The following is a 22,694-nucleotide window of genomic DNA, read 5'->3' on the forward strand; positions in this document are numbered from 1 at the left end:
ATCAATCCCCCGTTTGAGGGCGAACGCCCTGCTGATTCTCGCGGTCGGTTCCCTTGCCGTAGCCAGCGGTCAAGTCGGTCTCCAATGTCTGTGCAAAGTTATTGTCGTCAGAGCTGATGTGGTGCCGACTCAGGAATTCCTTCATTGGATAGCCGGCATTGAATTCGCCAGTCCGGTAGATTTGGTCGCGCTGTTTCTGGATGTCATCTCCGCTGTCCTTCTGGTTGGACTCGGCCCAGTCTCCGATCCCATCACCAAGGACCTGTTCCACGAGTGCCTGACCATGCTCCATGCCGAGAGGGATCAGTGTGCCGGCCACGCCTGCGGCGGCCACCGGCGGCAGGAACGCCGCTCCTGTGGCAACACCGACTCCTGCGCCGAACTCGATCCAGGAGGCGCGCTTCTCCAGCGCATCGTTGTATTCCTTGTCCTTCTTCAGGCCTTCGGCTTCCACCTGGTCGGCCCGGGACTGATCGAGCATGCCTTGGACTTCGGCACCGGTCCGCAGCGCCTCGCGAACGCGTGGCTCGTGGATGTGACCGTTGGAATCGACCTGTGCCTCCATGGCAGTCGACGTGTAGACGCGTTCAGCGGTGGCGACTTCCGAGTAGGCGTCAGGGTGCTGGCCTAGCGCGCTGAGGAACTTGCGGGCACCGTCCATGCCGAACTCGGCATGCCCATGTGCCCCCTTGTCGGGGGCGAACATGCTGTCCGTCCTGTTCTCGTTCAGGGCCCAGTTGACGTCGTCGATGTAGCCCGCGGTCATACGGCCGATGCTTCCGGACAGCGCCTCTTCCTTCTTCAGGAGCGCGGGATCGCCGTATGCCTCCACCACCTTTTCCATCACCTTGGCTCCGTCGTCGGTACGAACGAGTTTGGGTGTGGGGTCGTCGTAGGCGTGGCCCAACGTCGCGGATTCCAACGCATGGCCCAGACTCTCGTGGCCGTATTTGTTGGTCAGACCGTCGTTGGTGTTGTCGTTGGGCCAGTCGCGGTCCTGGGCGAAGTACTTGAATGCGTCGACGCTCTTGTGATCATGCGTGTCGTCGGGAGTGAGGTCCAGCTTGCTGTTGAAAAAGTCCGCAGAAGCCTTGGGATTGTGTCCGAGCGCCTCCATGAAGCCGGTCATCGGATCCTGCCCGACGCCCTTCCCATCCCAATTCAACTTCGGCATCATGCCCATGGAAGGCGAGTGCCAGGCCTGGCCAGGCTTAATCCGTCCCTCATGAGTCAGTCGGCGTTCCGTAGCGAAAGCAGCGTTTCCGTAATCGTGCAGGAACTTCGAGTCGTACGAGCCGTCGCGCATGAGGTTGCTCATGATCTGGAACCCGTAGGCAGACGACCCGCGTGTGCGCACGATGTCGTCGCCGGACTTGATCATGTCCGCCTTCCACTTGGCCATGTCCGGGCTGTCGGAATGCGACGCGCTGGCCAGCGTGAAGCTCCAGTTCTTCTGGAGTTCTGCGAGCTGTTTGGGGTGGTCCACCCCGAGTCGGGAGCCATCACTGGGGTCGCCTATGTCGGCCCAGTAGTCGAGTGTGCCCTTGGCCCCGACTTCGACCGCGAATCGTTCCGCGAAGTATTGATCACCCTTGTTGTCCTTGAGGTACTTGTTCAGGCGGCTGATCTCCGCGGCAGTGGCGTCGTCGCCCTTCTCGACGATCTTCGCCGCGGCCTTCGCGTCCTCGGCGTCCTGCACCTTGCCCGCCTGCTTGAGCGAGTCGTAGTCGGTGCCGGAGAAGTTGTTGTCGTCCTTGCCCACCAGCGTCCGAAGAGCACGGGAGGCAACGTCGTCCGCATCACTGGCCTTGTCGACGGCGGCCTTGATCTCGGAGCGGGCCCGGTCGAAGTCCTTCTGATCCGGGTCGGGGCCGTCGTAGTCCTTGGGCCGGCGATCCGGGTGGATCAGGTAACTGACGGTTCCGTCGGGATCGATGCGTATTCCTTGGTCGGGAGCCGCCTTGACGATGGCCTGAAGCTTCTCCTTCGCCGCCTTGAACTCCGTATGAGCGTCGCGAAGAATGTTCCGGATGCTCTCGGCCTCCTTGGCCGCGTCCCCGAACTCCTTGGCGGTCTTCTTCACGAAGGGTTTGGTGACGCCCGCGTTCTCACCTTTCCAGTCGGCCTTCTCGGCCTTCCTCTGCATGCCGTTTTCGGCCGTCTCCTGAAGGGTCTGGAGCTTCTTGACCGTTTCCGACCAGTCATCGACGGCATCCTGAAGGCTGCCCAGACGAACATTGAGGGCGTCGTCAAAAGTCACCATGATGAATGCCTCACTTGAAGTGCTTGTCGATCTCTTCGACGGAGAGGTTGGTCACGAGAATCTCTTCGTGCTTCGCGTGCGTGATGACGGTGTCCTCGAGGTGGTTGTGGATATGTGCGCACGCGCTGAGCAGCGCCTCAGACTGGGAACGCCACTTGTCCCAGGCCGTCCACAGGGCCGCGCCGGTCTCGAAGCCGTCAGTGTTCAGATCGTTGGCAGCCTTGTCCGTCTGAGCACCCGCGTGAAACGCGTCGGTCTCGAGGTGGTGGTAGAGCGTCTGCGCGTCGTTGCCCACGGCCTTGAGGTCCGGCGACGTCACGGTGTAGTCGGAGTCGCCGCCTCCACCTCCGCTCGCGGCAAGCTGGTTGAGCTCCATGCTGCTCTGCTGGCGGGTTGCGGCCTTGCTGCGGGCCTGTCCCCACATCTCATCGAACGACACGGTGGTCCCTTCGGACGTCACTGGCGACTGATCGGTTGCGTGCTCGCTCGTTCACGGGTGCTGTCCCGGGCGGGGCGGCGCTCCCTCGGTTGGGGTGCCAGTGATGTGGCCTTGGGGTGGACCGAAGGACGGGTACTGCTGCTGTTGTTGGTGTGGTGCGTACGGTTGGTACGCGGGCGGCGGCGCGGCCGGAGCCGGAGTCGACCGGCGGCGGCGTGCGCGGAGTACCGGGACGGTGACACCGGCCCCCAGGAGTGCGGCGACTGCGACGCCCAGGCCGATCCACAGGGAGGTGTTTCCGTCGTCACCCGACTTGGATGCCGTGGCTTCTGGCTTGGCATCGTCTTTTCCGGCGCCTGCCGAGCCGGCGGACTTGGAGGCCCTGGGAGAGGGGGACTTGGAGGCTGCGGCGGCCAGGTCGGGGAGCGGGTACTGGTCCGCCGGCCCCGGGTCACCTGGGTTCTGCAGGGCGGAACGCGGGCGGACGATGCCGTAGCCGAAGTCGTCGTTCCGGGTCCAGCTCTTCTCGTTGCCCTTCATCGTGTTGATGAGGACACGCAGCACCTGGTTGTTCGTCCAGCCGCGGTGCTTGGACCAGATGAGGGCGGCGGAGGCGGAGGCGATGGCCGTGGCGTCGCTGGTGCCCTGGCTCTTACAGATCTGGCTTCCGCCGAGGCAGGCGTGGAACATGTCGACACCGGGAGCGGTGACATCGACCTCCGAGCCGTGCTGGGAGAACGCGGCTCGCTTGATCTTCTGAGTGATCGCGCCTACTCCCACGACGCCTGCGGTGGAAGCCGGGTACTCTGGGAGGTTGGAGGTGTCGCCGCTGTTGCCCGCGGCAGCGAAGACCAGCTTCCCCTTGGCGATGGCGTACTTGACGGCGGCTGCCAACTCCGGCGTACTGACGTTCTTTCGACCAGGTGAGTTACCGGCGCCCATGGAGATGTTGATGATCTGGGCCGTCGAGTCCGCCGCGTAGCGGATGGCCCTGGACAACGTCGCGGCGTACTCGGATCCCTCGTCGACCTGACCGAACTGCTCGGTCGAGTAGCGCATGCGGATGGGAAGGATCTTGGCTCCTGGAGCGAGCCCGTACGACCCGTCCCGTGAACCCCGCGCGCCTGTGGCCGCGATGAGCGCGGCCATGTCCGTGCCGTGGCCGGCGATGTCGGTGTGCTCGTCGCCGCGCTGGGTCGAGTAGTCCTTGCCGTTCAACACCTGACCCTTGAGGTCCGCCAATGAGTCGTCGACTCCCGAGTCGATGACGGCCACCGTGATGCCACGGCCGGTGCTTGTCTGCCACATCTCGTCGGCGTGCATGGCGTCGAGATGCCACTGGCGTGCCCGGACCGACTCCGCATGGGCGGGGGTGGCGGCAACCCCGACTAGCAGCAGGCCGAGAACAGCCGACGCCGTCGGCAAGGGCCGCAGTGTCCGCTTGTCTCTGGTACGCATAAGCCTTCCTGGGGGGATCGTCTCGGACTCAATCGATCACTGGAGGAAGAGTCCGGCGATTGTCCCGGGTCCAGGTCTCTTCGTCCTCGGCGAGGTAATCCGGGCGTTCCCCCTCACGCTGTTGGTCCTTGCGCGAGTTGGAGGGACGACCCGTCGCTCCCGTGCGACCGGCCGCCGAACCGTGCCCTGCTTCAGCGGCATTGGACGACGGTCGGACGAGTCCCGAACCGCCGGCGGTGAAAGGACGTCCGCTGGTGCGCCCAGGCTGTCCCGGACGGTTACCGACGACGCCGCCCGTCTCCGAGGCCAGGCGACGGCCGCCGACCAGGCCACCGCTGGAGCGGGTTCCCCCACCGGCGGGGGAACCCGCGGACATGCCCCGCCCCATGGGCGTGCGACCTTGCGTGTTTTCCTTGCCGATGACAGTTCCACGCGGGATGCCGTTCGCCGCGCGTCCGGGATTCGTGACTGGGCGCCCCCCGACGATGCCCGTCTCACGCGGCATGCGGGGCATGCTTCCGGTTGGTTTTCCCAATCCGGGCACCTGGGGAAGACGCCCGGAGGCGGGCACACGCCCGGCGGATGGCAGGCCGGTTTCACGCCCCCCGCCGCCGAATGTAGGCGGCACAGCGGTTGGCTGGTCAGGCAGCGGCGCCCCTGGGTGCGGCACACGGGTTTCGGTGGGAGCCGGGGAAGCAGGTGGCGTAGTCCGCGGCAGCGTGTCTGCGCCGTCGATGTCCAGCGAGACCGGTTGTGATTGCTGCGCGTGGTGACCGCCCAGGCCCGGGGAGGCTTGGCCGGTGGCGACGGGCGTGACCAGATGCGTGGTGGTGTGGGGCAGGTTGCCGCCCTCGTGCGCGGCAACGTAGCCGCTCCCCGAGCTGCTGCTGCCGCTGCTCACGTAAGTGCTGTCGCCGGACACATGGCTCTTGTCGTCGCCGCGCCACCAGTCATTGGAGCCCGTGTTCCCCGCCGGCGGCGAAAACGTAGGCGGCGGCACACTGTTCACCTGCTGCGCCGAGTACTCGTACGACTGCGCCAGCTTTCGCATCTGCTGGGCCGCCTCGGCGCGAGCCCCGTCGATGCGGGACTGGGCCGCTGTCGCGTCGGACTGGGCGGTCGTCGCAAGTTTCCGCGCGTCGGGGTCGTTCCGGGCGCCGGGCTGCTTGGCAGCGGCGATCGTCTTGTGGGCGTCGGCGAGGTCCGCCTTGGCCTGGGTCGTCTCCGAGGTGTCAGGCATGGCGGCCTTCGCCTCGGTGATGGCCTGAGACACCGTTCCCATCCAGCTCGAGGCCACCTTGGCGTACTGCCCGAGCCGGAGGGTCGCGCTCGCTGTCTGGCCGCCCCAGTCCCGGAAGGAGTCGCCCGCCTGGCCCTGCCACTCCAGAGCCTTGACGTGCGTCATGAGGTCGTCGCCGATCTTGGTGATCGTCGAGGCGGCCTTGGCGAGCTTTCCGGCGAGGTGGGAGGCGCCGGCCGAGCTGGCTTCGTCCAACATCGCCGCCAGCTGCTCGTGGGTCATGGACTCGAAGTCCGTACGAGCGAGTTCCGGTTCTCGCCGCGCGGGCTGCCCACCCATTACAGGCCCTCCTCGCTCTCCGCCGCAGGCGTCGACGTCGGCGACGCGGTCCGCTGATCGGCGTACGGATCCCGGTCAGCCACGTAGTACCTCTCGGTCTGCGCGTTGACCTGCTTCATCCGCGTCCGAATGTCCTCGTCGAGGTTCGCGTAGCCCACCCGCGAGGCGTGCACCGCCAGTCCCATCCCCTCGATCTGCGCGCTGAGCGCCTTGGAGAGGTTCTCCAACTCGTCGTGGACGAGGGTGTACGAGTCGTAGAGGAACTGTGCTTCCTTGAAGTCGGAGGATCCCAGTTGGGCGCGGGACAGTCGGTCCTGTCCGACCTTGCCCGGGGCTGCCTCCGACTTGTCGAGCTCGATCAGAAGCTCGTCGACGCGCTTCTTGAAGTTCTTCATGGCGGTGTGCTGGATGTCCAGCGCCATCTGCGGGTTCACCCCGGCCAGGCTGTCGAACGACTTGCCCGTGTCCGGTGCGTCGTGGGCACCGCCCGATCCGCCGCCCCCGTTCGAACTCACCTCAGCTGCCTCCCCGTTCTCCCCGTTCGCTTCGTTCGCTTGTTCATCCGAACGAAGTAAAGACTCGATCAATCACTCTAATGGCGTTGCGGAAGCAACCCCACCTGAATCAGCGACGCACCGCGCTTGCGTGACACGAACACGCCACGGCCGGGCGGCATCGGGCGGGCCCGGACATTGCCCAGGATGTCGCCCTCGCTCGGGTCGCCGGAGAGGACCAGGCCCTGTGCACCGAGCTCCTTCACGCGCTGCATGAAGGACTCGTACATCGCGCGCGAGGCACCGGCCTGGCTACGGGCGATGATGAACTTGACGCCGACATCGCGCGCGAAGGGCAGGTGCTCCACCAACGAGGCGAGTGGATTACCCGAGTTGGTGGCGACCAGTTCGTAGTCGTCGACGATGACGAACAGCTGCGGGCCGTTCCACCAGCTGCGGTCGCGAAGCTGCTGCGGCGTGATGTCCGGCTTCGGCGCACGCATCTCCATGAACTGGCGGATCGCGTCCATGTGGACCTGCATCGCCGACGCCATCGGGGCGTACTCCAGCAGATGTTCCTCCGACACGGCCTCCAGCATCGTGCGCCGGTAGTCTCCGACGACGATCCGGGCCTCGGCGGGTGTGTAGCGTTCCGCGATCTGCTTGGCGATCAGGCGCAGCAGGTTCGTCTTGCCGGACTCGCTCTCGCCGAAGACGAGGAAGAACGGGTCGGTGTCGAGGTTGACGAACACCGGCTCCAGGTTCGCCTCGTCGATACCGATCGCGATGCCGTGTTGCGGGAACTCGAAACCCTTCGGGAGCTGGTCGGCAGGCAGTTTGCGCGGCAGAAGGCGGACCGTGGGGGCCGCCGGGCCCTGCCAGTTGGCCTTCGCCGCCTGGACGAGCTGGGTCGTCGCCTCGGCCAGATCGTGCGCCGAGGGCGAGGAGTCGATGCGCGGCAGAGCCGTCATGTAGTGCAGCTTCTCAGGCACCTGGCCACGGCCGGGGACGCCCGACGGCACGTTCACCGCCACCTTGCGGTCGAACTCGGAGTCCATCGGGTCACCCAGCCGCAGTTCCAGTCGGCCCAGGATCTGGTCCTTGAGGGCCGCTCGGACCTCCATGTACCGGGAGGCGGAGACGACGACGTGGATGCCGTAGCCGAGACCGCGGCCCGCGATGTCGTTGACGACACCCTCCAGGCCCTCGAAGTCCGTCTTGAAGTTGCCCCAACCGTCAATGACCAGGAAGACGTCACCCCAGGCCTCGCCGGGCAGCTCACCCGCCACGCGGCGCCTGCGGTACGTCGCGACGGAGTCGATGCCGTTGGCACGAAAGAACTGCTCGCGGCGGTTGAGGATGCCCGCCACCTCCGCGACCGTACGGCGAACACGCTCGGGGTCCAGCCGGGACGCGGCCCCGCCCACGTGCGGCAGGTCCGCCAGGGATGCCAGACCGCCACCACCGAAGTCCAGGCAGTAGAACTGCACCTCGTGCGGTGTGTGCGTGAGAGCGAAGGACGCGATCAATGTGCGCAGCAGCGTCGACTTTCCGGACTGCGGTCCGCCCACGACCATCATGTGGCCCGCCGCGCCGGAGAAGTCCCGGTACAGCACCTCACGCTTCTGCTCGAACGGCTTGTCGATCAGACCGATCGGCACCGTCAGGCCGCCCAGGCGTGTGTACTCGGGCGCCTGAAGGCCGCGTTCCGGGGACACGGAGAGCGTCGGCAGCAGCTGGTCCAGCGTGGGCGCCTGGTCCAGCGGGGGAAGCCACACCTGGTGTGCGGGCACCCCCTGGCCTTCCAGCCGCTGCACGATGACGTCCAGCACCGTGTCCGCCAGCGCGTCGTCCTCCGGCTGGGCGGCCGGTGCCTGCGCCGGGTCGGGAACCGCGTAGGCCACCGGCACGGGAGGCGCGGTGAAGAGCGCCGGCCGGCGCTCGATGGGCAGGCTGCCCTGCGCGACGTCGGGACCACCCGCGCGGTAAGTCCCCGACACATACGCCGCCTTGAAGCGCACCATCTCGTCCGTGCCGAACTTCAGATACCCGGAGCCGGGGACGGAGGGAAGGTGGTAAGCATCGGGCACGCCCAGGGCCGCCCGGGACTCGGCCGCGGAGAAGGTCCGCAGACCGATCCGGTACGACAGGTAGGTGTCCAGCCCCCGAAGACGGCCCTCCTCCAGACGCTGCGAGGCGAGCAGCAGGTGCACACCCAGGGAGCGGCCGATGCGGCCGATCTGGATGAACATGTCGATGAAGTCCGGCTTGGCCGTGAGGAGTTCGCTGAACTCGTCGATGACGAGGACGAGGGACGCCAGCGGCTCCAGGGGCGCACCGGCGGCGCGGGCCTTTTCGTAGTCGTGGATGTTGGCGTAGTTCCCGGCCGAGCGCAGCAGCTCCTGGCGCCGCTGCAACTCACCCCGGATCGCGTCGCCCATGCGGTCGACCAGCGTCAGATCGTCGGCCAGGTTGGTGATCACAGCTGCGACGTGTGGCATCTGTGACATGCCGGCGAAGGTCGCGCCGCCCTTGAAGTCGGCGAGGACGAAGTTCAGCGTCTCGGAGGAATGGGTGACCGCCAGGCCCAGCACGAGGGTGCGCAGCAGCTCCGACTTGCCGGAGCCCGTGGCGCCCACGCACAGGCCGTGCGGGCCCATGCCGTCCTGGGCCGCCTCCTTGAGGTCCAGCATCACGGGCTGGCCGTCTTCGCCGACGCCGATGGGCACGCGCAGCCGCTCCGGGACGGAACGCGGCCGCCATGTGCGGGTGATGTCCACGGAGGCGGCGTCGCCCAGACCCAGAAGGTCGGTGAAGTCCAGGTTGGCGAGCAGCGGTTCGTCGTCGTCCCCGCCGCCCATGCACAGCGGCGCGAGCTGCCGGGCCAGCGCCTCGGCGGCAGGCAGGGACAACCCGTCGGGCACGCCCTCGAAGGCGACACCGCCGCCGGAGTCCAGCCACAGCCGGTCCGGGCGAACGACGATCGACAGGTCGCCGCGAGGCTGGTCGAGTTCCCCGGGGACGACCTCCACGATCGTCACCCCCTGAAGACCCTCCGCCGCGGCGAACGCCGACGTGGGGGGCACCATGCCGCCGTCCAGGACCACCAGGATGTGCGGCTGGTCCAGCACGGGCTGGCCGTCGCGGCTGAACCGGGGGCGGCCGTCCAGGCGGCCCGCGAGCAGCTGCTCCAGTTCGCCCATGTCGTCACCGAAGAGACGGCGCGTGCCCGCCCCGTCGAACTGGCCCGCCGACTGGCAGTGCGGCAGCCACTTCGTCCAGTCCCAGCGGGCCACGGAGCCCGGCGAGGTCACCACGGCCACGACCAGGTCGTCGGGGGAGTGCAGGGTGGTCGCCTGTGCCACCAGCGCACGTGCCGCCGACTGGCTGCACTCCGAGTCGCCGGACAGCGTCACGTGGTAGAAGGCACGCAGCGAGACCGCCACCGGCAGGCCGTCCAACTGGCCGTGCACCGAAAGGAACCGCTGCATGGCGCCGGCGCACAGCGGCTCCAGCTCGTCCACCGGCGCGGTGTGCGGTGCCACCAGAGGAGTGGACAGCTGCTGCGGTCCCAGACCTATGCGCACCTGCCCGAAGTCGAGGTCCCCGACGCGCCGTTCCCACACCCGGCTGCCCTCGGCGACCACCGACCAGAGCTGCTCCGGTGACGGATGCAGGTACAGCTGCGCGTCACGCTGCCGCAGCGCGGTCTTGCGGACCGAACGCCGGGTCTGCGCGAGGTAGCGGAGGTAGTCGCGGCGCACATCGGCCATTTGCCCCTGCGTACCCCGGCGATAGCGGACGATCTGAGAGACCACCATCGCGGCCGTCGACATCAGCATCACCACGCCCATGATCCGCATGAACGGGTGGGCGTTCGGCGAAGCGAAGTAGAACACCACCGACGAGCCCATGCCGAGAGTCGGCAGGACCTGCATCAGCATGCCCTCCTGCTGCCCGCGCGGCAGCTCGGGAGGAGCCTCCAATTGCAGTTCATCCACGGGCACTTCGGGCGGTAGGGTGCGCGGCGGGCGCTTGATGACGATCTGGCTCACCGGAGCATCAATCCCCTGTACGGACGATCGGTTGATCACCGGCACCCCCGTGGCGACGGTCGTCCTCCGTGTGCGGGCGATCCTACTTGTCGGCACTGACACCACCTGCCGGTAGGGTGACGCCCGCAGCGTACGCATCCGCGAACAGGGGGCCAGTGAAGGTGAGTACGACCGCGACGACGGGATTCTGCAGGGTCACGGTGGTGGCGCCCGACAGCCGGATCGACGTGGCGCTGCCGGTGGACATCGCCGTCGCCGATGTCTACCCGGAGATCCTCCGCCTCACGGGCCAGACCCAGCCGGCCGGGACCCCGACCGGCTACCACCTGGTCCGCCGCGACGGCAGTGTCCTCGACGGCGCCCGAACCCTCACGGACGAACGAGTGCTCGACGGCGAGGTGCTCAGCCTGCGTCCCTTCGCCGAGTCGCTTCCGCCCGCGGTCTACGACGACGTCTCGGACGCCGTCGCCTCCGCCGTAGTACGCGACCGGCACCTGTGGAGCGACGACCTGCTGCGCGTGGCGGGACTGACCGGCGGCGCTCTGTTGCTGCTGCTGTGCGGCTTCGTGCTCTGGTACGCCGATCCCGTGCGCCACGACATGCACGGACTGCCCGGCATCATCGCCGGAGGTCTCGGCCTGTTGCTGACCGCTTTCGCGGGCGTACGCGCGCGTGTGTACGCCGACCGGGCCGCGGCCGTCGCCGTGGGCCTGGGCGCGCTGCCCCTGCTGATGATCGCGGGCGCCGGTGTCGTCGCGCCGCCCCACGGGCAGGGTCCGGGCAAGCTGCAGTTCATGCTGGGCTGCGTGACCGTCCTGGTGGTCTCGGTCGCGCTGGTGGCACTCACCCCCGGAGGCGACGCGCCCTTCGTGGCCGCCTCCTTCCTGGCGACGGTGGGCACTCTGGCCACTTTCGCGGCCATCCTCACCAAGGCGTCCGCCACTGCCACCGCCTCGGTGTGCGCGCCCGCCGCCGTCGGACTGGTGGCCTTCCTCCCGGGCCTGTCGGCCCGCTTCGCGCGACTCCCCATCGGTTACGCCTCGCCGCGCTCCGCAACGCACGACGACTTCGACCCCGACTCCGCCCAGGCCCCGGACGCCGACCCGCTCGACGCCGAGCACATCGCCGCCCAGGCCCGCCGCGGCCACGAGATGCTGCTCGGCCTGGTGGGCGGCACGTCGGCCGTGGTGGTGGCCGCCGCGGCCGTCCTCGGCTTCTCGGACAACGTCTGGGGCCGGCTGCTCGCCCTGACCACGGGGCTGGCGATGCTGATCCGTGCCCGGCTCTTCCGGTACACCACCCAGGTGGCCTGCGTCCTGGTCGCCGGCCTGGCCGCAGTCGCGCTCCTGCTGCTCGGCCTCGCCCTGCACCCGCCGGCCGACGCCGTCGCGGACCTCGTCCTGCACGGCGACAGCGGAGCGCTCGACCTGCGCACCGCCTGGCTGACGGCGGCCGTTGCGGTCGGTGCCGCACTGATCACCGCGATCGGCCTCGTCATCCCGCGCAAGGGACTCTCACCCTTCTGGGGCCGATTCCTCGATCTCGCCGAGGGGGCCGTCCTGCTCACCCTGGCCCCGCTCTGTCTTGCTGTGCTGGGTGTCCTCACCGAGGTGCGTTCCCTGGTGGGATAGGGCGGCGCAGTACCGCCCGCGGGCACTGGTACCCTGTGTGACGGCCGTTTGTGTACGCACCCCCGGAGCCCCGCAGGCATCCCCTGCAGGCCCCGGAGGCCGCGCTCAGCGGATCCCGCCACCCGAGTAACGGAAGTTTCCCCGAGATGAAGACCGGGGCGCTCGGTGGCCACTCACAGACCATGAGGAGTACGCGTGTCGCTCGACGCCGCTACGAAGAAGCAGATCATCACCGAGTTCGGTCAGAAGGAGGGCGACACCGGCTCCCCCGAGGTCCAGGTCGCCATGCTCTCGCGCCGGATCTCCGACCTGACCGAGCACCTCAAGACCCACAAGCACGACCACCACTCCCGCCGTGGTCTGCTGATCCTGGTCGGTCAGCGCCGCCGGCTGCTGCAGTACCTGGCGAAGAAGGACATCCAGCGCTTCCGTACGCTGGTCGACCGCCTCGGCATCCGTCGTGGTGCGGCGGGCGCCAAGTAAGACGCTGTGAAGGGAGCGGTTCCCGGAGGTTCGGGAGCCGCTCCCTTTGCCGTACGTGCTTGCCGTACGCCGGAAACGTGCGGAGTGTCACTCACGCTTTGTAGTGTGGTAGCACAACGCAATACGCGACACAGCACGACAAGAAGAGGAGAAGCGCGCCTCGCCGCCGCCGGTCCTCGGTAGTGGCCCCCGGGGGAAGTGAGCCCCGGGTGCTTCGATCGAAGACCGGCCCGCACCAGACGGAGCGCTTCTCCGCCACCGTCCCCCCGCCACACGGGTGAGGAGGGACGAAAGACGACAAGTAACGGAGAAAACGCTAGTGGAGAACGAGACCCACTACGCCGAGGCCGTCATCGACAACGGCGCCTTCGGTACCCGCACCATCCGCTTCGAGACGGGCCGCCTGGCCAAGCAGGCCGCCGGTTCCGCCGTGGCGTACCTGGACGACGACACCATGGTGCTGTCGGCCACCACCGCCTCCAAGAACCCCAAGGACCAGCTCGACTTCTTCCCGCTGACGGTGGACGTCGAGGAGCGCATGTACGCGGCCGGGAAGATCCCCGGTTCCTTCTTCCGCCGTGAGGGCCGGCCGAGCGAGGACGCGATCCTCACCTGCCGTCTGATCGACCGCCCGCTGCGCCCGTCCTTCAAGAAGGGCCTGCGCAACGAGATCCAGGTCGTCGCCACGATCATGGCGCTCAACCCCGACCACCTGTACGACGTCGTCGCGATCAACGCCGCGTCCGCGTCCACGCAGCTGGCCGGTCTGCCCTTCTCCGGCCCGATCGGCGGCGTCCGCGTCGCGCTGATCCGCGGCCAGTGGGTCGCCTTCCCGACGCACACCGAGCTCGAGGACGCCGTCTTCGACATGGTGGTCGCCGGTCGCGTCCTGGAGGACGGCGACGTCGCGATCATGATGGTCGAGGCGGAGGCCACCGACAAGACCATCAAGCTGGTCGAGGGCGGCGTCGAGGCGCCCACCGAGGAGGTCGTCGCCGCAGGTCTGGACGCCGCGAAGCCCTTCATCAAGGTGCTCTGCCGGGCCCAGGCCGACCTCGCGTCGAAGGCCGCCAAGCCGACCGCCGAGTTCCCGATCTTCCTGGACTACCAGGACGACGTCCTCGAGGCCCTGACGGCCGCGGTCCGCCCCGAGCTCGCCCAGGCGCTCACCATCGCCGGCAAGCAGGAGCGCGAGGCCGAGCTGGACCGCGTCAAGCAGCTCGCCGCCGAGAAGCTCCTGCCGGAGTTCGAGGGCCGCGAGAAGGAGATCTCCGCCGCGTACCGCTCGCTGACCAAGACCCTGGTCCGTGAGCGCGTCATCAAGGAGAAGAAGCGCATCGACGGCCGTGGCGTGACGGACATCCGTACGCTCGCCGCCGAGGTCGAGGCCATCCCGCGGGTGCACGGTTCGGCCGTGTTCGAGCGTGGCGAGACCCAGATCCTGGGCGTCACCACCCTCAACATGCTCCGCATGGAGCAGCAGCTGGACACCCTCTCCCCGGTGACCCGCAAGCGCTACATGCACAACTACAACTTCCCGCCCTACTCCACCGGTGAGACCGGCCGCGTCGGCTCCCCGAAGCGCCGCGAGATCGGCCACGGCGCCCTCGCCGAGCGCGCCCTCGTGCCGGTGCTGCCCACGCGCGAGGAGTTCCCCTACGCGATCCGCCAGGTGTCCGAGGCCCTCAGCTCCAACGGCTCGACGTCCATGGGCTCGGTCTGCGCCTCCACCATGTCGCTGCTGAACGCCGGTGTGCCGCTGAAGGCCCCGGTCGCCGGTATCGCCATGGGCCTGATCTCCCAGGAGGTCGAGGGCGAGACGCACTACGTCACGCTCACCGACATCCTCGGTGCCGAGGACGCCTTCGGCGACATGGACTTCAAGGTCGCCGGCACGAAGGAGTTCGTGACCGCCCTCCAGCTCGACACCAAGCTGGACGGCATCCCGGCCTCCGTCCTCGCCGCGGCCCTCAAGCAGGCCCGCGACGCCCGCCTGCACATCCTCGACGTGATGATGGAGGCCATCGACCGGCCCGACGAGATGAGCCCGCACGCCCCGCGGATCATCACCGTCAAGATCCCGGTCGACAAGATCGGTGAGGTCATCGGCCCCAAGGGCAAGATGATCAACCAGATCCAGGAGGACACGGGCGCCGAGATCACCATCGAGGACGACGGCACGATCTACATCGGTGCCGCCGACGGCCCCTCCGCCGAGGCCGCCCGCGCCACGATCAACGGCATCGCCAACCCGACGATGCCCGAGGTCGGCGAGCGCTACCTCGGTACGGTCGTGAAGACGACCACCTTCGGTGCGTTCGTCTCCCTGCTGCCCGGCAAGGACGGTCTGCTGCACATCTCGCAGATCCGCAAGCTCGCCGGCGGCAAGCGCGTGGAGAACGTCGAGGACGTCCTCGGCGTGGGCCAGAAGGTCCAGGTCGAGATCGCCGAGATCGACTCCCGCGGCAAGCTCTCCCTCATTCCGGTGGTCGAGGGCGAGGAAGGCTCCTCCGACGAGAAGAAGGACGACGCCGAGCAGTGACGTCCCGTAGCTCCAAGGCGACGGCCCGCACCTCTTCGGAGGCGCGGGCCGTCGCCCGTACCCAAACCCTCATCAAGGGCACGAACGGCATCGGCACGGTCCGCAGGACCACCCTCCCGGGCGGCCTGCGCATCGTCACCGAGACCCTGCCCTCCGTGCGCTCCGCGACCTTCGGCATCTGGGCGCACGTCGGCTCCCGCGACGAGACGCCGGCCCTGAACGGCGCCACGCACTACCTGGAGCACCTGCTCTTCAAGGGCACGCAGCGCCGCTCCGCCCTGGACATCTCCGCGGCCATCGACGCCGTCGGCGGCGAGATGAACGCGTTCACGGCCAAGGAGTACACGTGCTACTACGCGCGCGTGCTCGACACCGACCTGCCGCTCGCCATAGACGTGGTCTGCGACATGCTGACCGGCTCCCTCATCCTCGAGGAGGACGTCAACGTCGAGCGCGGCGCGATCCTCGAAGAGATCGCCATGACCGAGGACGACCCGGGCGACTGCGTGCACGACCTGTTCGCGCACACGATGTTCGGCGACAACCCGCTCGGCCGCCCGGTCCTCGGCACGGTCGACACGGTCAACGCCCTCACCGCCGACCGCATCCGCCGCTTCTACAAGAAGCACTACGACCCCACCCATCTGGTGGTGGCCTGCGCCGGCAACGTCGACCACAACAAGGTCGTACGACAGGTCCGCGCCGCCTTCGAGAAGGCGGGCGCCTTCAAGAGCGACGACTCGGCGCCGGTCGCCGCGCGGGGCGGCCGGCGCGGCATCCGCACCGCCGGCCGCGTCGAGCTGCTGGGCCGCAAGACCGAGCAGGCGCACGTCGTGCTCGGCATGCCCGGCCTGGCCCGCACGGACGACCGCCGGTGGGCCATGGGCGTGCTCAACACGGCCCTCGGCGGCGGCATGTCGTCCCGCCTGTTCCAGGAGGTCCGGGAGAAGCGCGGCCTGGCCTACAGCGTGTACTCGTACACCTCGGGCTTCGCCGACTGCGGCCTGTTCGGCGTGTACGCGGGCTGCCGCCCGAGCCAGGTGCACGACGTGCTCAAGATCTGCCGCGACGAACTCGACCACGTGGCCGAGCACGGCCTGTCCGACGACGAGATCGGCCGCGCCATCGGCCAGCTCCAGGGCTCCACCGTCCTGGGCCTCGAGGACACCGGCGCGCTGATGAACCGTATCGGCAAGAGCGAGCTGTGCTGGGGCGAGCAGATGTCCGTGGACGACATGCTGGCTCACATAGCGGCCGTCACGCCGGACGAGGTGCGCGCGGTGGCGCGCGACATCCTGGGACAGCGCCCGTCGCTGTCGGTCATCGGCCCGCTGAAGGACAAGCAGGCCGCACGGCTGCACGACGCCGTGGCCTAAATTCCCCTCGCTAAGGAAGCAACAGACATGAGCAAGCTGCGCGTGGCGGTCCTCGGGGCCAAGGGACGTATCGGTGCCGAGGCGGTACGGGCCGTCGAGGCCGCCGAGGACATGGAGCTGGTCGCCGCCCTGAGCCGGGGCGACAAGCTGGAGACCCTGGCCGAGACCGGTGCCCAGGTCGCGGTCGAGCTGACCACCCCCGCCTCGGTCATGGGCAACCTCGACTTCTGCGTGCGCCACGGCATCCACGCCGTCGTCGGGACGACAGGCTGGACCGACGACCGCCTCGCACAGCTCACGGGCTGGCTGGCACAGTCCCCGCAGACCGGTGTGCTCATCGCCCCGAACTTCTCCATCGGGGCCGTACTGACCATGAAGTTCGCGCAGATCGCCGCGCCGTACTTCGAGTCCGTCGAGGTCGTCGAACTGCACCACCCGAACAAGGTCGACGCCCCCAGCGGCACCGCCACGCGTACCGCCCAGCTCATCGCCGAGGCCCGGCGGCAGGCGGGCGCGGCCCCGGCTCCGGACGCCACGGTCACCGCTCTGGACGGCGCGCGGGGCGCCAGCGTCGACGGCGTCCCCGTGCACGCCGTCCGGCTGCGCGGCCTGCTGGCCCACCAGGAGGTGCTGCTGGGCGGCGAGGGCGAGACCCTCACCATCCGCCACGACTCCCTCCACCACAGCAGCTTCATGCCGGGCATCCTGCTCGGCGCGCGCCGCGTCGTGACCACTCCGGGCCTGACTTTCGGCCTGGAGCACTTCCTGGACCTGGGCTGATCCGAGGCCTCCTGACATGCGCGCGAAGATCTCCTATGCCGTCACGGCCGCCGTCCTCGTCTTCTACTTCGTCCTGGTCGGCAGCCGTGGCGTCATGCTCATCCAGTCCGGCACGGTCCTCACCGTCACCTTCGGGGTCGCGGTCCTGATCCTGCCGGTGATCGGCCTGTGGTTCCTGTGGAAGAACACCCAGTTCGTCCGCAAGGCCAACCAGCTCGCCGCGGAACTCGACGCCGAGGGCGGCCTGCCCGTGGACGAGCTGAAACGCACCCCCGGCGGCCGCATCGACCGCGACTCGGCCGACGAGGTCTTCGCCAAGCGCAAGGCCGAGACGGAGGCGTCCCCCGACGACTGGCGCAGCTGGTTCCGCCTCGCCGTCGCCTACCACGACGCCCGCGACACCCCGCGCGCCCGCAAGGCGATGCAGCGCGCGATCGCCCTGCACGACGGCAGACCCGTCCAGGTCTGAGCCCCGCACCGACGGCCGACGTGCAAGGGGCCGGTCCGCACCCGCGGACCGGCCCCTTGCACGTTGTTCCCCGGCCAGGCGGTCAGCCCCGCCGGTGCTCCGCCGCCCACGCCTCCACCGCGTCGGCCGCCCGGTCGAAGGCGGCGGCCCGGCCCAGGAAGTCCATGTTGTGCGTGGTCAGCAGCGGCGGCAGGTCCTGCGCGCCGCGATCCCGGCGTACGAGGGTCAGCGCCTGGCCCTGCACCGTGCGGGGCAGCCCCAGCCAGCGCACCGGCTGTTGCAGCGTGCGCAGCGCGACGACCCGCTCCCAGGCAGAGGTGCGGGTGAGGAGGAAGCCCACCTGACGCACTCCGCGCCCGCTCACCCAGACGCCCATGCGCAGCAGCCGCAGCGAACCGAGGATGATCACCAACGCGACGGCCAGGACCGCCCCGGCCGAGGACGGCGAGCCGGTCAGAGCGATGAGAACCGCGGCGAACAGCACGAACGAGGCGAGCATCAGGCACAGCGCCGCCACGGCCACGCGCCAGGGGCCGGGCCGGTAGGGCCGGCGCCAGCGGTCGCGGTCGTCGTACGGCAGCGCGCTGTCGGGTGTCGCCTCGAAGGTGCGGTCGGCCGCCAGGAAGGGCAGGGGCACGGCGGGTCCTCACTCGATCCATGCGTGGGCTGTGCCCGGTGAGGCTATCCGCCTGTGTTCCTGCCCACCACCCGAGGGGGTCCGGAAGAGTCAGTGGCCCTGTGAGGCCTGTGATTGCTGTGTCTGTGTGGCGGTCGGGGTCGACATCGCCGGCATGCCGATGACCAGGGAGCCCACCAGCCCGGCGACGATGGTCAGCCCGAGCAGCCAGCGCCCCGCCATCTGGCCGACGGAGGCCCGCTCACGGGCCGGGGGAGTGACATTGCTGCGGAACTTGTCGGCTTCGGCGACGAAGGCGAAGGGTACGGGCTCGCGCCGACGGAACATCGGTAACGCGTCTCCTCTCGGGGTCGAACTGCTGTGTCTCACCAACACAGACGCACGAGTCCCCCAAAAGGTGCCCGCTTGCCCCGAATTCACAGAACTTCACCGAAGATGTCGCGTCCCGGCACCGAACGGCCCATGTCGGAGCCGGGCCGTAGAGTGGGCGCCGCCCGAGAGAAGTAGTGGGAAGGACCCTCCGAGCCGTGACCGACACACCCGCCGGCGACCTCAAGCCCGGTTTCCGCAGCGATGTCACCGTCGAGCTGGTCAAGCACACCGCGTCCGACGCGGACGTGCTGTTCGCCGCCCGCGTCTCCACCGTCGGCGAGCAGTCCCTGGACGAGCTGAACAAGGACCCGGAGCGCTCCAAGGGCCTGATCAACTACCTCATGCGCGACCGGCACGGCAGCCCCTTCGAGCACAACTCGATGACGTTCTTCATCAGCGCCCCGATCTTCGTCTTCCGCGAGTTCATGCGGCACCGCGTGGGCTGGTCGTACAACGAGGAGAGCGGCCGCTACCGGGAGCTCCAGCCCGTCTTCTACGTCCCCGACGAGGCCCGCAAGCTCGTCCAGGAAGGCCGTCCCGGCAAGTACGTCTTCGTCGAGGGCACCCAGGCGCAGCAGGAGCTGGTCGGCCGCGTCATGGAGGACTCCTACCGGCAGGCGTACGAGTCCTACCAGGAGATGCTCGCCGCCGGCGTCGCCCGCGAGGTGGCCCGCTCGGTCCTCCCCGTCGGCCTGTTCTCCTCGATGTACGCGACCTGCAACGCCCGCTCGCTGATGCACTTCCTCGGCCTGCGCACCCAGCACGAACTGGCCAAGGTGCCGTCGTTCCCGCAGCGGGAGATCGAGATGGTCGGCGAGAAGATGGAGGCGGAGTGGGCCAGGCTCATGCCGCTCACGTACGCCGCCTTCAACGCCAACGGCCGTGTCGCGCCGTAGCTCGGCACACATGTACGCTCAGCCTCCCGAAGTGTCCGTATTGCGGCATTTGGAGAAGTTCATCTAGCCTGATCGAACGGACCCGGCACTGCTTGAACCCCCGAGCAGGCAGTGCCGGGTTCCATATTTGTCCAGACTTTCCCGGCACCCCGCGGGCAGACCACTCATGGCGCAGCGAGTAGCGTGTTACCCATGGCTCCGACCTCGACTCCGCAGACCCCCTTCGGGCGGGTCCTCACCGCCATGGTCACGCCCTTCACGGCGGACGGCGCACTCGACCTCGACGGCGCGCAGCGACTCGCCACGCACCTGGTGGACGCAGGCAACGACGGCCTGATCATCAACGGCACCACCGGCGAGTCCCCCACCACCAGCGACGCGGAGAAAACGGACCTCGTACGAGCCGTGCTGGAGGCGGTCGGTGACCGCGCCCACGTCGTGGCCGGAGTCGGCACCAACGACACCCACCACAGCATCGAGCTGGCCCGCGCCGCCGAGCAGGTGGGCGCACACGGGCTGCTGGTCGTCACCCCGTACTACAACAAGCCCCCCCAGGAGGGCCTGTACCGGCACTTCACGGCCGTCGCCGACGCCGCCGAGCTCCCGGTCATGCTCTACGACATCCCCGGCCGCAGCGGCGTCCCGATCAACACCGAGACACTCGTCCGCCTCGCGGAGCACCCGAGAATCGTGGCCAACAAGGACGCCAAGGGCGACCTGGGCCGCGCGAGCTGGGCCATCGCCCAGTCCGGCCTCGCCTGGTACTCCGGCGACGACATGCTCAACCTGCCCCTGCTCTCCGTGGGCGCGGTCGGCTTCGTCTCGGTCGTCGGACACGTGGTCACCCCCGACCTGCGGGCCCTCGTGGAAGCCTTCACCTCCGGCGACGTCCAGAAGGCGACCGAGATCCACCAGAAGCTGCTCCCGGTCTACACCGGCATGTTCCGCACCCAGGGCGTCATGACCACCAAGGCCGCGCTCGCACTCCAGGGCCTGCCCGGCGGACCGCTGCGCCCGCCCATGGTCGAGCTCACGCCCGAGGAGATTGCCCAGCTCAAGATCGATCTTGCTGCCGGCGGGGTACAGCTCTAACACCAGACTTCGCGCGGGCCTCCCGCGCGGCAAGGCTCAACAACTGAAAACCAACCGAATCAGCGGGCCACCGTGCCCGCGCCCCACAACGACAACTGCTTCTGCACGAACGTCACGCGCGCCACGTGCCCAACCGGTACGTGGCGTGTGTGGTGAGGAGAGTCTTTTGAGTCATCCGCATCCTGAACTGGGCTCGCCCCCGCCGCTCCCCGAAGGTGGCCTACGGGTCACCCCGCTGGGCGGCCTTGGCGAGATCGGCCGAAACATGACGGTCTTCGAGTACGGCGGCCGCCTCCTGATCGTCGACTGCGGAGTGCTCTTCCCCGAGGAGGAGCAGCCCGGAATCGACCTGATCCTGCCGGACTTCTCGTCCGTCAGAGACCGCCTCGACGACATCGAGGGCATCGTCCTCACCCACGGCCACGAGGACCACATCGGCGGCGTCCCCTTCCTCCTCCGCGAGAAGCCGGACATCCCCCTGATCGGCTCCAAGCTGACCCTCGCCCTCATCGAGGCCAAGCTCCAGGAGCACCGCATCCGCCCCTACACGCTCGAGGTCGCCGAGGGGAACCGGGAGCGCATCGGCCCCTTCGACTGCGAGTTCGTGGCGGTCAACCACTCCATCCCCGACGCCCTGGCCGTGGCCATCCGCACGCCCGCCGGCATGGCGGTCCACACGGGCGACTTCAAGATGGACCAGCTCCCGCTGGACAACCGTCTGACCGACCTGCACGCGTTCGCGCGGCTGAGCGAGGAGGGGATCGACCTTCTCCTCGCCGACTCGACGAACGCCGAGGTCCCGGGGTTCGTTCCGCCCGAGCGGGACATCTCCAACGTGCTGCGCCAGGTCTTCGCGGGTGCCCGCAAGCGGATCATCGTGGCGAGCTTCGCCAGCCACGTGCATCGCATCCAGCAGATTCTGGACGCGGCGCACGAGTACGGCCGCCGGGTCGCCTTCGTCGGCCGCTCGATGGTCCGCAACATGGGCATCGCCCGTGACCTGGGGTATCTGAAGGTCCCGCCGGGCCTGGTGGTCGACGTCAAGACGCTCGACGACCTCCCGGACCACGAAGTGGTGCTGGTCTGCACGGGTTCCCAGGGCGAGCCCATGGCCGCGCTCTCGCGCATGGCCAACCGCGACCACCAGATCAGGATCGTCGAGGGCGACACCGTCATCCTGGCGTCGTCACTGATCCCCGGGAACGAGAACGCGGTGTACCGCGTGATCAACGGCCTGACCCGCTGGGGCGCGAACGTCGTCCACAAGGGCAACGCCAAGGTCCATGTTTCCGGCCACGCGTCCGCGGGCGAGTTGCTGTACTTCTACAACATCTGCCGCCCGAAGAACCTGATGCCGGTGCACGGCGAATGGCGCCACCTGCGGGCCAACGCCGAGCTCGGAGCCCTGACCGGCGTCCCGCACGACCGGATCGTGATCGCCGAGGACGGCGTGGTCGTCGACCTCGTCGAGGGCAAGGCGAAGATCTCCGGCAAGGTCCAGGCCGGCTACGTGTACGTCGACGGGCTCTCCGTCGGCGACGTGGGCGAGCCGGCCCTGAAGGACCGGAAGATCCTCGGCGACGAGGGCATCATCTCGGTCTTCGTGGTCATGGACTCGTCCACCGGCAAGATCACCGGCGGCCCGCACGTCCAGGCCCGCGGTTCCGGCATCGAGGACTCGGCCTTCGTGGACGTCATCCCGAGGATCACGGAAGTACTGGAGCGATCCGCCCAGGACGGGGTCGTGGAGCCCCACCAGCTCCAGCAGCTCGTCCGCCGGACCCTCGGCAAGTGGGTCTCGGACACCTATCGCCGCAGGCCGATGATCCTCCCGGTGGTGGTGGAGGTCTGACCTGCGTACGACTCCTCGTACGCGTGAACCTGGAGCGGGGCAACTCGATTTGCATCGGGGCGCCCCGCTCCAGTAGGTTTACGGCTCCGCCCGATCGGGAACCCAAGTGCTTCATGCGCTGGACATCGGTCTCCCGGACCGGGTGGAAAATCCGACTCAGAACTTCTGATAAAGTCGGAACCGCCGGAAAGGGAAACGCGAGAGCGGAAACCTGGAAAGCACCGAGGAAATCGGATCGAGAAAAGATCTGATAGAGTCGGAAACGCAAGACCGAAG

17 protein-coding genes are annotated in these 22,694 nt (G+C 68.4%); 9 read left to right on the top strand and 8 right to left on the bottom strand.

The window, feature by feature from the left end:
* Position 1: 1 nt before the first annotated feature.
* The 6 genes from ABZ915_RS46495 to eccCa all read right to left on the bottom strand — a co-directional run bounded on the left by ABZ915_RS46495 (position 2) and on the right by eccCa (position 10,288).
* Complete coding sequence (locus ABZ915_RS46495) at positions 2–2,263, bottom strand: hypothetical protein (RefSeq protein WP_361816860.1); 2,262 nt, start codon at positions 2,261–2,263, stop codon at positions 2–4.
* 10 nt (positions 2,264–2,273) lie between these two features.
* A complete protein-coding gene (locus ABZ915_RS46500) occupies positions 2,274–2,702 on the bottom strand; it encodes a hypothetical protein (protein ID WP_361816863.1) in 429 nt (142 codons plus the stop codon).
* A 51-nt stretch (positions 2,703–2,753) separates the two neighbouring features.
* Positions 2,754–4,160, bottom strand: coding sequence for a type VII secretion-associated serine protease mycosin (mycP, locus tag ABZ915_RS46505; RefSeq protein ID WP_361816866.1), 1,407 nt, complete (start codon positions 4,158–4,160; stop codon positions 2,754–2,756).
* Positions 4,161–4,188: 28 nt separating this feature from the next.
* Positions 4,189–5,682 carry a hypothetical protein gene (locus ABZ915_RS46510; RefSeq protein ID WP_361816869.1) on the bottom strand — a complete coding sequence of 498 codons (1,494 nt, stop codon included), beginning with the start codon at positions 5,680–5,682 and terminating at the stop codon, positions 4,189–4,191.
* Between the two features lie 56 nt (positions 5,683–5,738).
* Positions 5,739–6,254 (bottom strand): hypothetical protein, encoded by a 516-nt coding sequence (locus ABZ915_RS46515; RefSeq protein ID WP_361816871.1) that lies wholly within the window; start codon positions 6,252–6,254, stop codon positions 5,739–5,741.
* 77 nt (positions 6,255–6,331) lie between these two features.
* Positions 6,332–10,288, bottom strand: coding sequence for a type VII secretion protein EccCa (gene eccCa / locus ABZ915_RS46520; RefSeq protein ID WP_361816873.1), 3,957 nt, complete (start codon positions 10,286–10,288; stop codon positions 6,332–6,334).
* A 161-nt stretch (positions 10,289–10,449) separates the two neighbouring features.
* Here eccCa and eccD point away from each other — a divergent pair, with 161 nt between their 5' ends.
* The 6 genes from eccD (at position 10,450) to ABZ915_RS46550 (ending at position 17,569) form a co-directional block, all read left to right on the top strand.
* Complete coding sequence (gene eccD / locus ABZ915_RS46525) at positions 10,450–11,919, top strand: type VII secretion integral membrane protein EccD (protein ID WP_361816876.1); 1,470 nt, start codon at positions 10,450–10,452, stop codon at positions 11,917–11,919.
* A gap of 195 nt (positions 11,920–12,114) precedes the next feature.
* Positions 12,115–12,402 carry a 30S ribosomal protein S15 gene (rpsO, locus tag ABZ915_RS46530; RefSeq protein ID WP_067301615.1) on the top strand — a complete coding sequence of 96 codons (288 nt, stop codon included), beginning with the start codon at positions 12,115–12,117 and terminating at the stop codon, positions 12,400–12,402.
* Between the two features lie 319 nt (positions 12,403–12,721).
* Positions 12,722–14,944, top strand: coding sequence for a polyribonucleotide nucleotidyltransferase (locus tag ABZ915_RS46535; RefSeq protein ID WP_361816879.1), 2,223 nt, complete (start codon positions 12,722–12,724; stop codon positions 14,942–14,944).
* Positions 14,941–16,320 (top strand): pitrilysin family protein, encoded by a 1,380-nt coding sequence (locus ABZ915_RS46540; RefSeq protein ID WP_361816882.1) that lies wholly within the window; start codon positions 14,941–14,943, stop codon positions 16,318–16,320. The genes ABZ915_RS46535 and ABZ915_RS46540 overlap by 4 nt, the downstream gene beginning before the upstream one ends.
* Before the next feature lie 27 nt (positions 16,321–16,347).
* The gene (dapB, locus tag ABZ915_RS46545) at positions 16,348–17,100 is read left to right on the top strand and encodes a 4-hydroxy-tetrahydrodipicolinate reductase (RefSeq protein WP_361816884.1); all 753 of its coding nucleotides are present in this window, start codon (positions 16,348–16,350) and stop codon (positions 17,098–17,100) included.
* 16 nt (positions 17,101–17,116) lie between these two features.
* On the top strand, positions 17,117–17,569 hold the full coding sequence (locus tag ABZ915_RS46550) for a tetratricopeptide repeat protein (protein ID WP_361816886.1): 453 nt from the start codon (positions 17,117–17,119) through the stop codon (positions 17,567–17,569).
* Between the two features lie 82 nt (positions 17,570–17,651).
* On the opposite strand, the gene ABZ915_RS46555 is transcribed toward ABZ915_RS46550, so the two are convergent.
* Positions 17,652–18,206, bottom strand: coding sequence for a hypothetical protein (locus tag ABZ915_RS46555; RefSeq protein ID WP_361816888.1), 555 nt, complete (start codon positions 18,204–18,206; stop codon positions 17,652–17,654).
* Positions 18,207–18,296: 90 nt separating this feature from the next.
* Positions 18,297–18,533 carry a hypothetical protein gene (locus ABZ915_RS46560; protein WP_361816891.1) on the bottom strand — a complete coding sequence of 79 codons (237 nt, stop codon included), beginning with the start codon at positions 18,531–18,533 and terminating at the stop codon, positions 18,297–18,299.
* A gap of 200 nt (positions 18,534–18,733) precedes the next feature.
* Here ABZ915_RS46560 and thyX point away from each other — a divergent pair, with 200 nt between their 5' ends.
* From thyX to ABZ915_RS46575, 3 genes are all read left to right on the top strand, one after another.
* Positions 18,734–19,474, top strand: a complete 741-nt coding sequence (gene thyX, locus ABZ915_RS46565) for an FAD-dependent thymidylate synthase (protein ID WP_361816894.1) — start codon at positions 18,734–18,736, stop codon at positions 19,472–19,474.
* Positions 19,475–19,666: 192 nt separating this feature from the next.
* On the top strand, positions 19,667–20,566 hold the full coding sequence (gene dapA, locus ABZ915_RS46570) for a 4-hydroxy-tetrahydrodipicolinate synthase (RefSeq protein ID WP_361816896.1): 900 nt from the start codon (positions 19,667–19,669) through the stop codon (positions 20,564–20,566).
* A 166-nt stretch (positions 20,567–20,732) separates the two neighbouring features.
* Positions 20,733–22,418, top strand: a complete 1,686-nt coding sequence (locus tag ABZ915_RS46575; RefSeq protein ID WP_361816899.1) for a ribonuclease J — start codon at positions 20,733–20,735, stop codon at positions 22,416–22,418.
* Positions 22,419–22,694: the final 276 nt, after the last annotated feature.

The organism is Streptomyces sp. NPDC046915, assembly GCF_040644935.1.
GTDB lineage: Bacteria > Actinomycetota > Actinomycetes > Streptomycetales > Streptomycetaceae > Streptomyces.

Coding starts and splice junctions, on each gene's coding strand:
- ABZ915_RS46495 (WP_361816860.1), bottom strand. CDS start 2,263: ATGGTGACTTTTGACGACGCCCTCAATGTTCGTCTGGGCAGCCTTCAG.
- mycP (WP_361816866.1), bottom strand. CDS start 4,160: ATGCGTACCAGAGACAAGCGGACACTGCGGCCCTTGCCGACGGCGTCG.
- ABZ915_RS46510 (WP_361816869.1), bottom strand. CDS start 5,682: ATGACCCACGAGCAGCTGGCGGCGATGTTGGACGAAGCCAGCTCGGCC.
- dapB (WP_361816884.1), top strand. CDS start 16,348: ATGAGCAAGCTGCGCGTGGCGGTCCTCGGGGCCAAGGGACGTATCGGT.
- ABZ915_RS46550 (WP_361816886.1), top strand. CDS start 17,117: ATGCGCGCGAAGATCTCCTATGCCGTCACGGCCGCCGTCCTCGTCTTC.
- ABZ915_RS46560 (WP_361816891.1), bottom strand. CDS start 18,533: ATGTTCCGTCGGCGCGAGCCCGTACCCTTCGCCTTCGTCGCCGAAGCC.
- dapA (WP_361816896.1), top strand. CDS start 19,667: ATGGCTCCGACCTCGACTCCGCAGACCCCCTTCGGGCGGGTCCTCACC.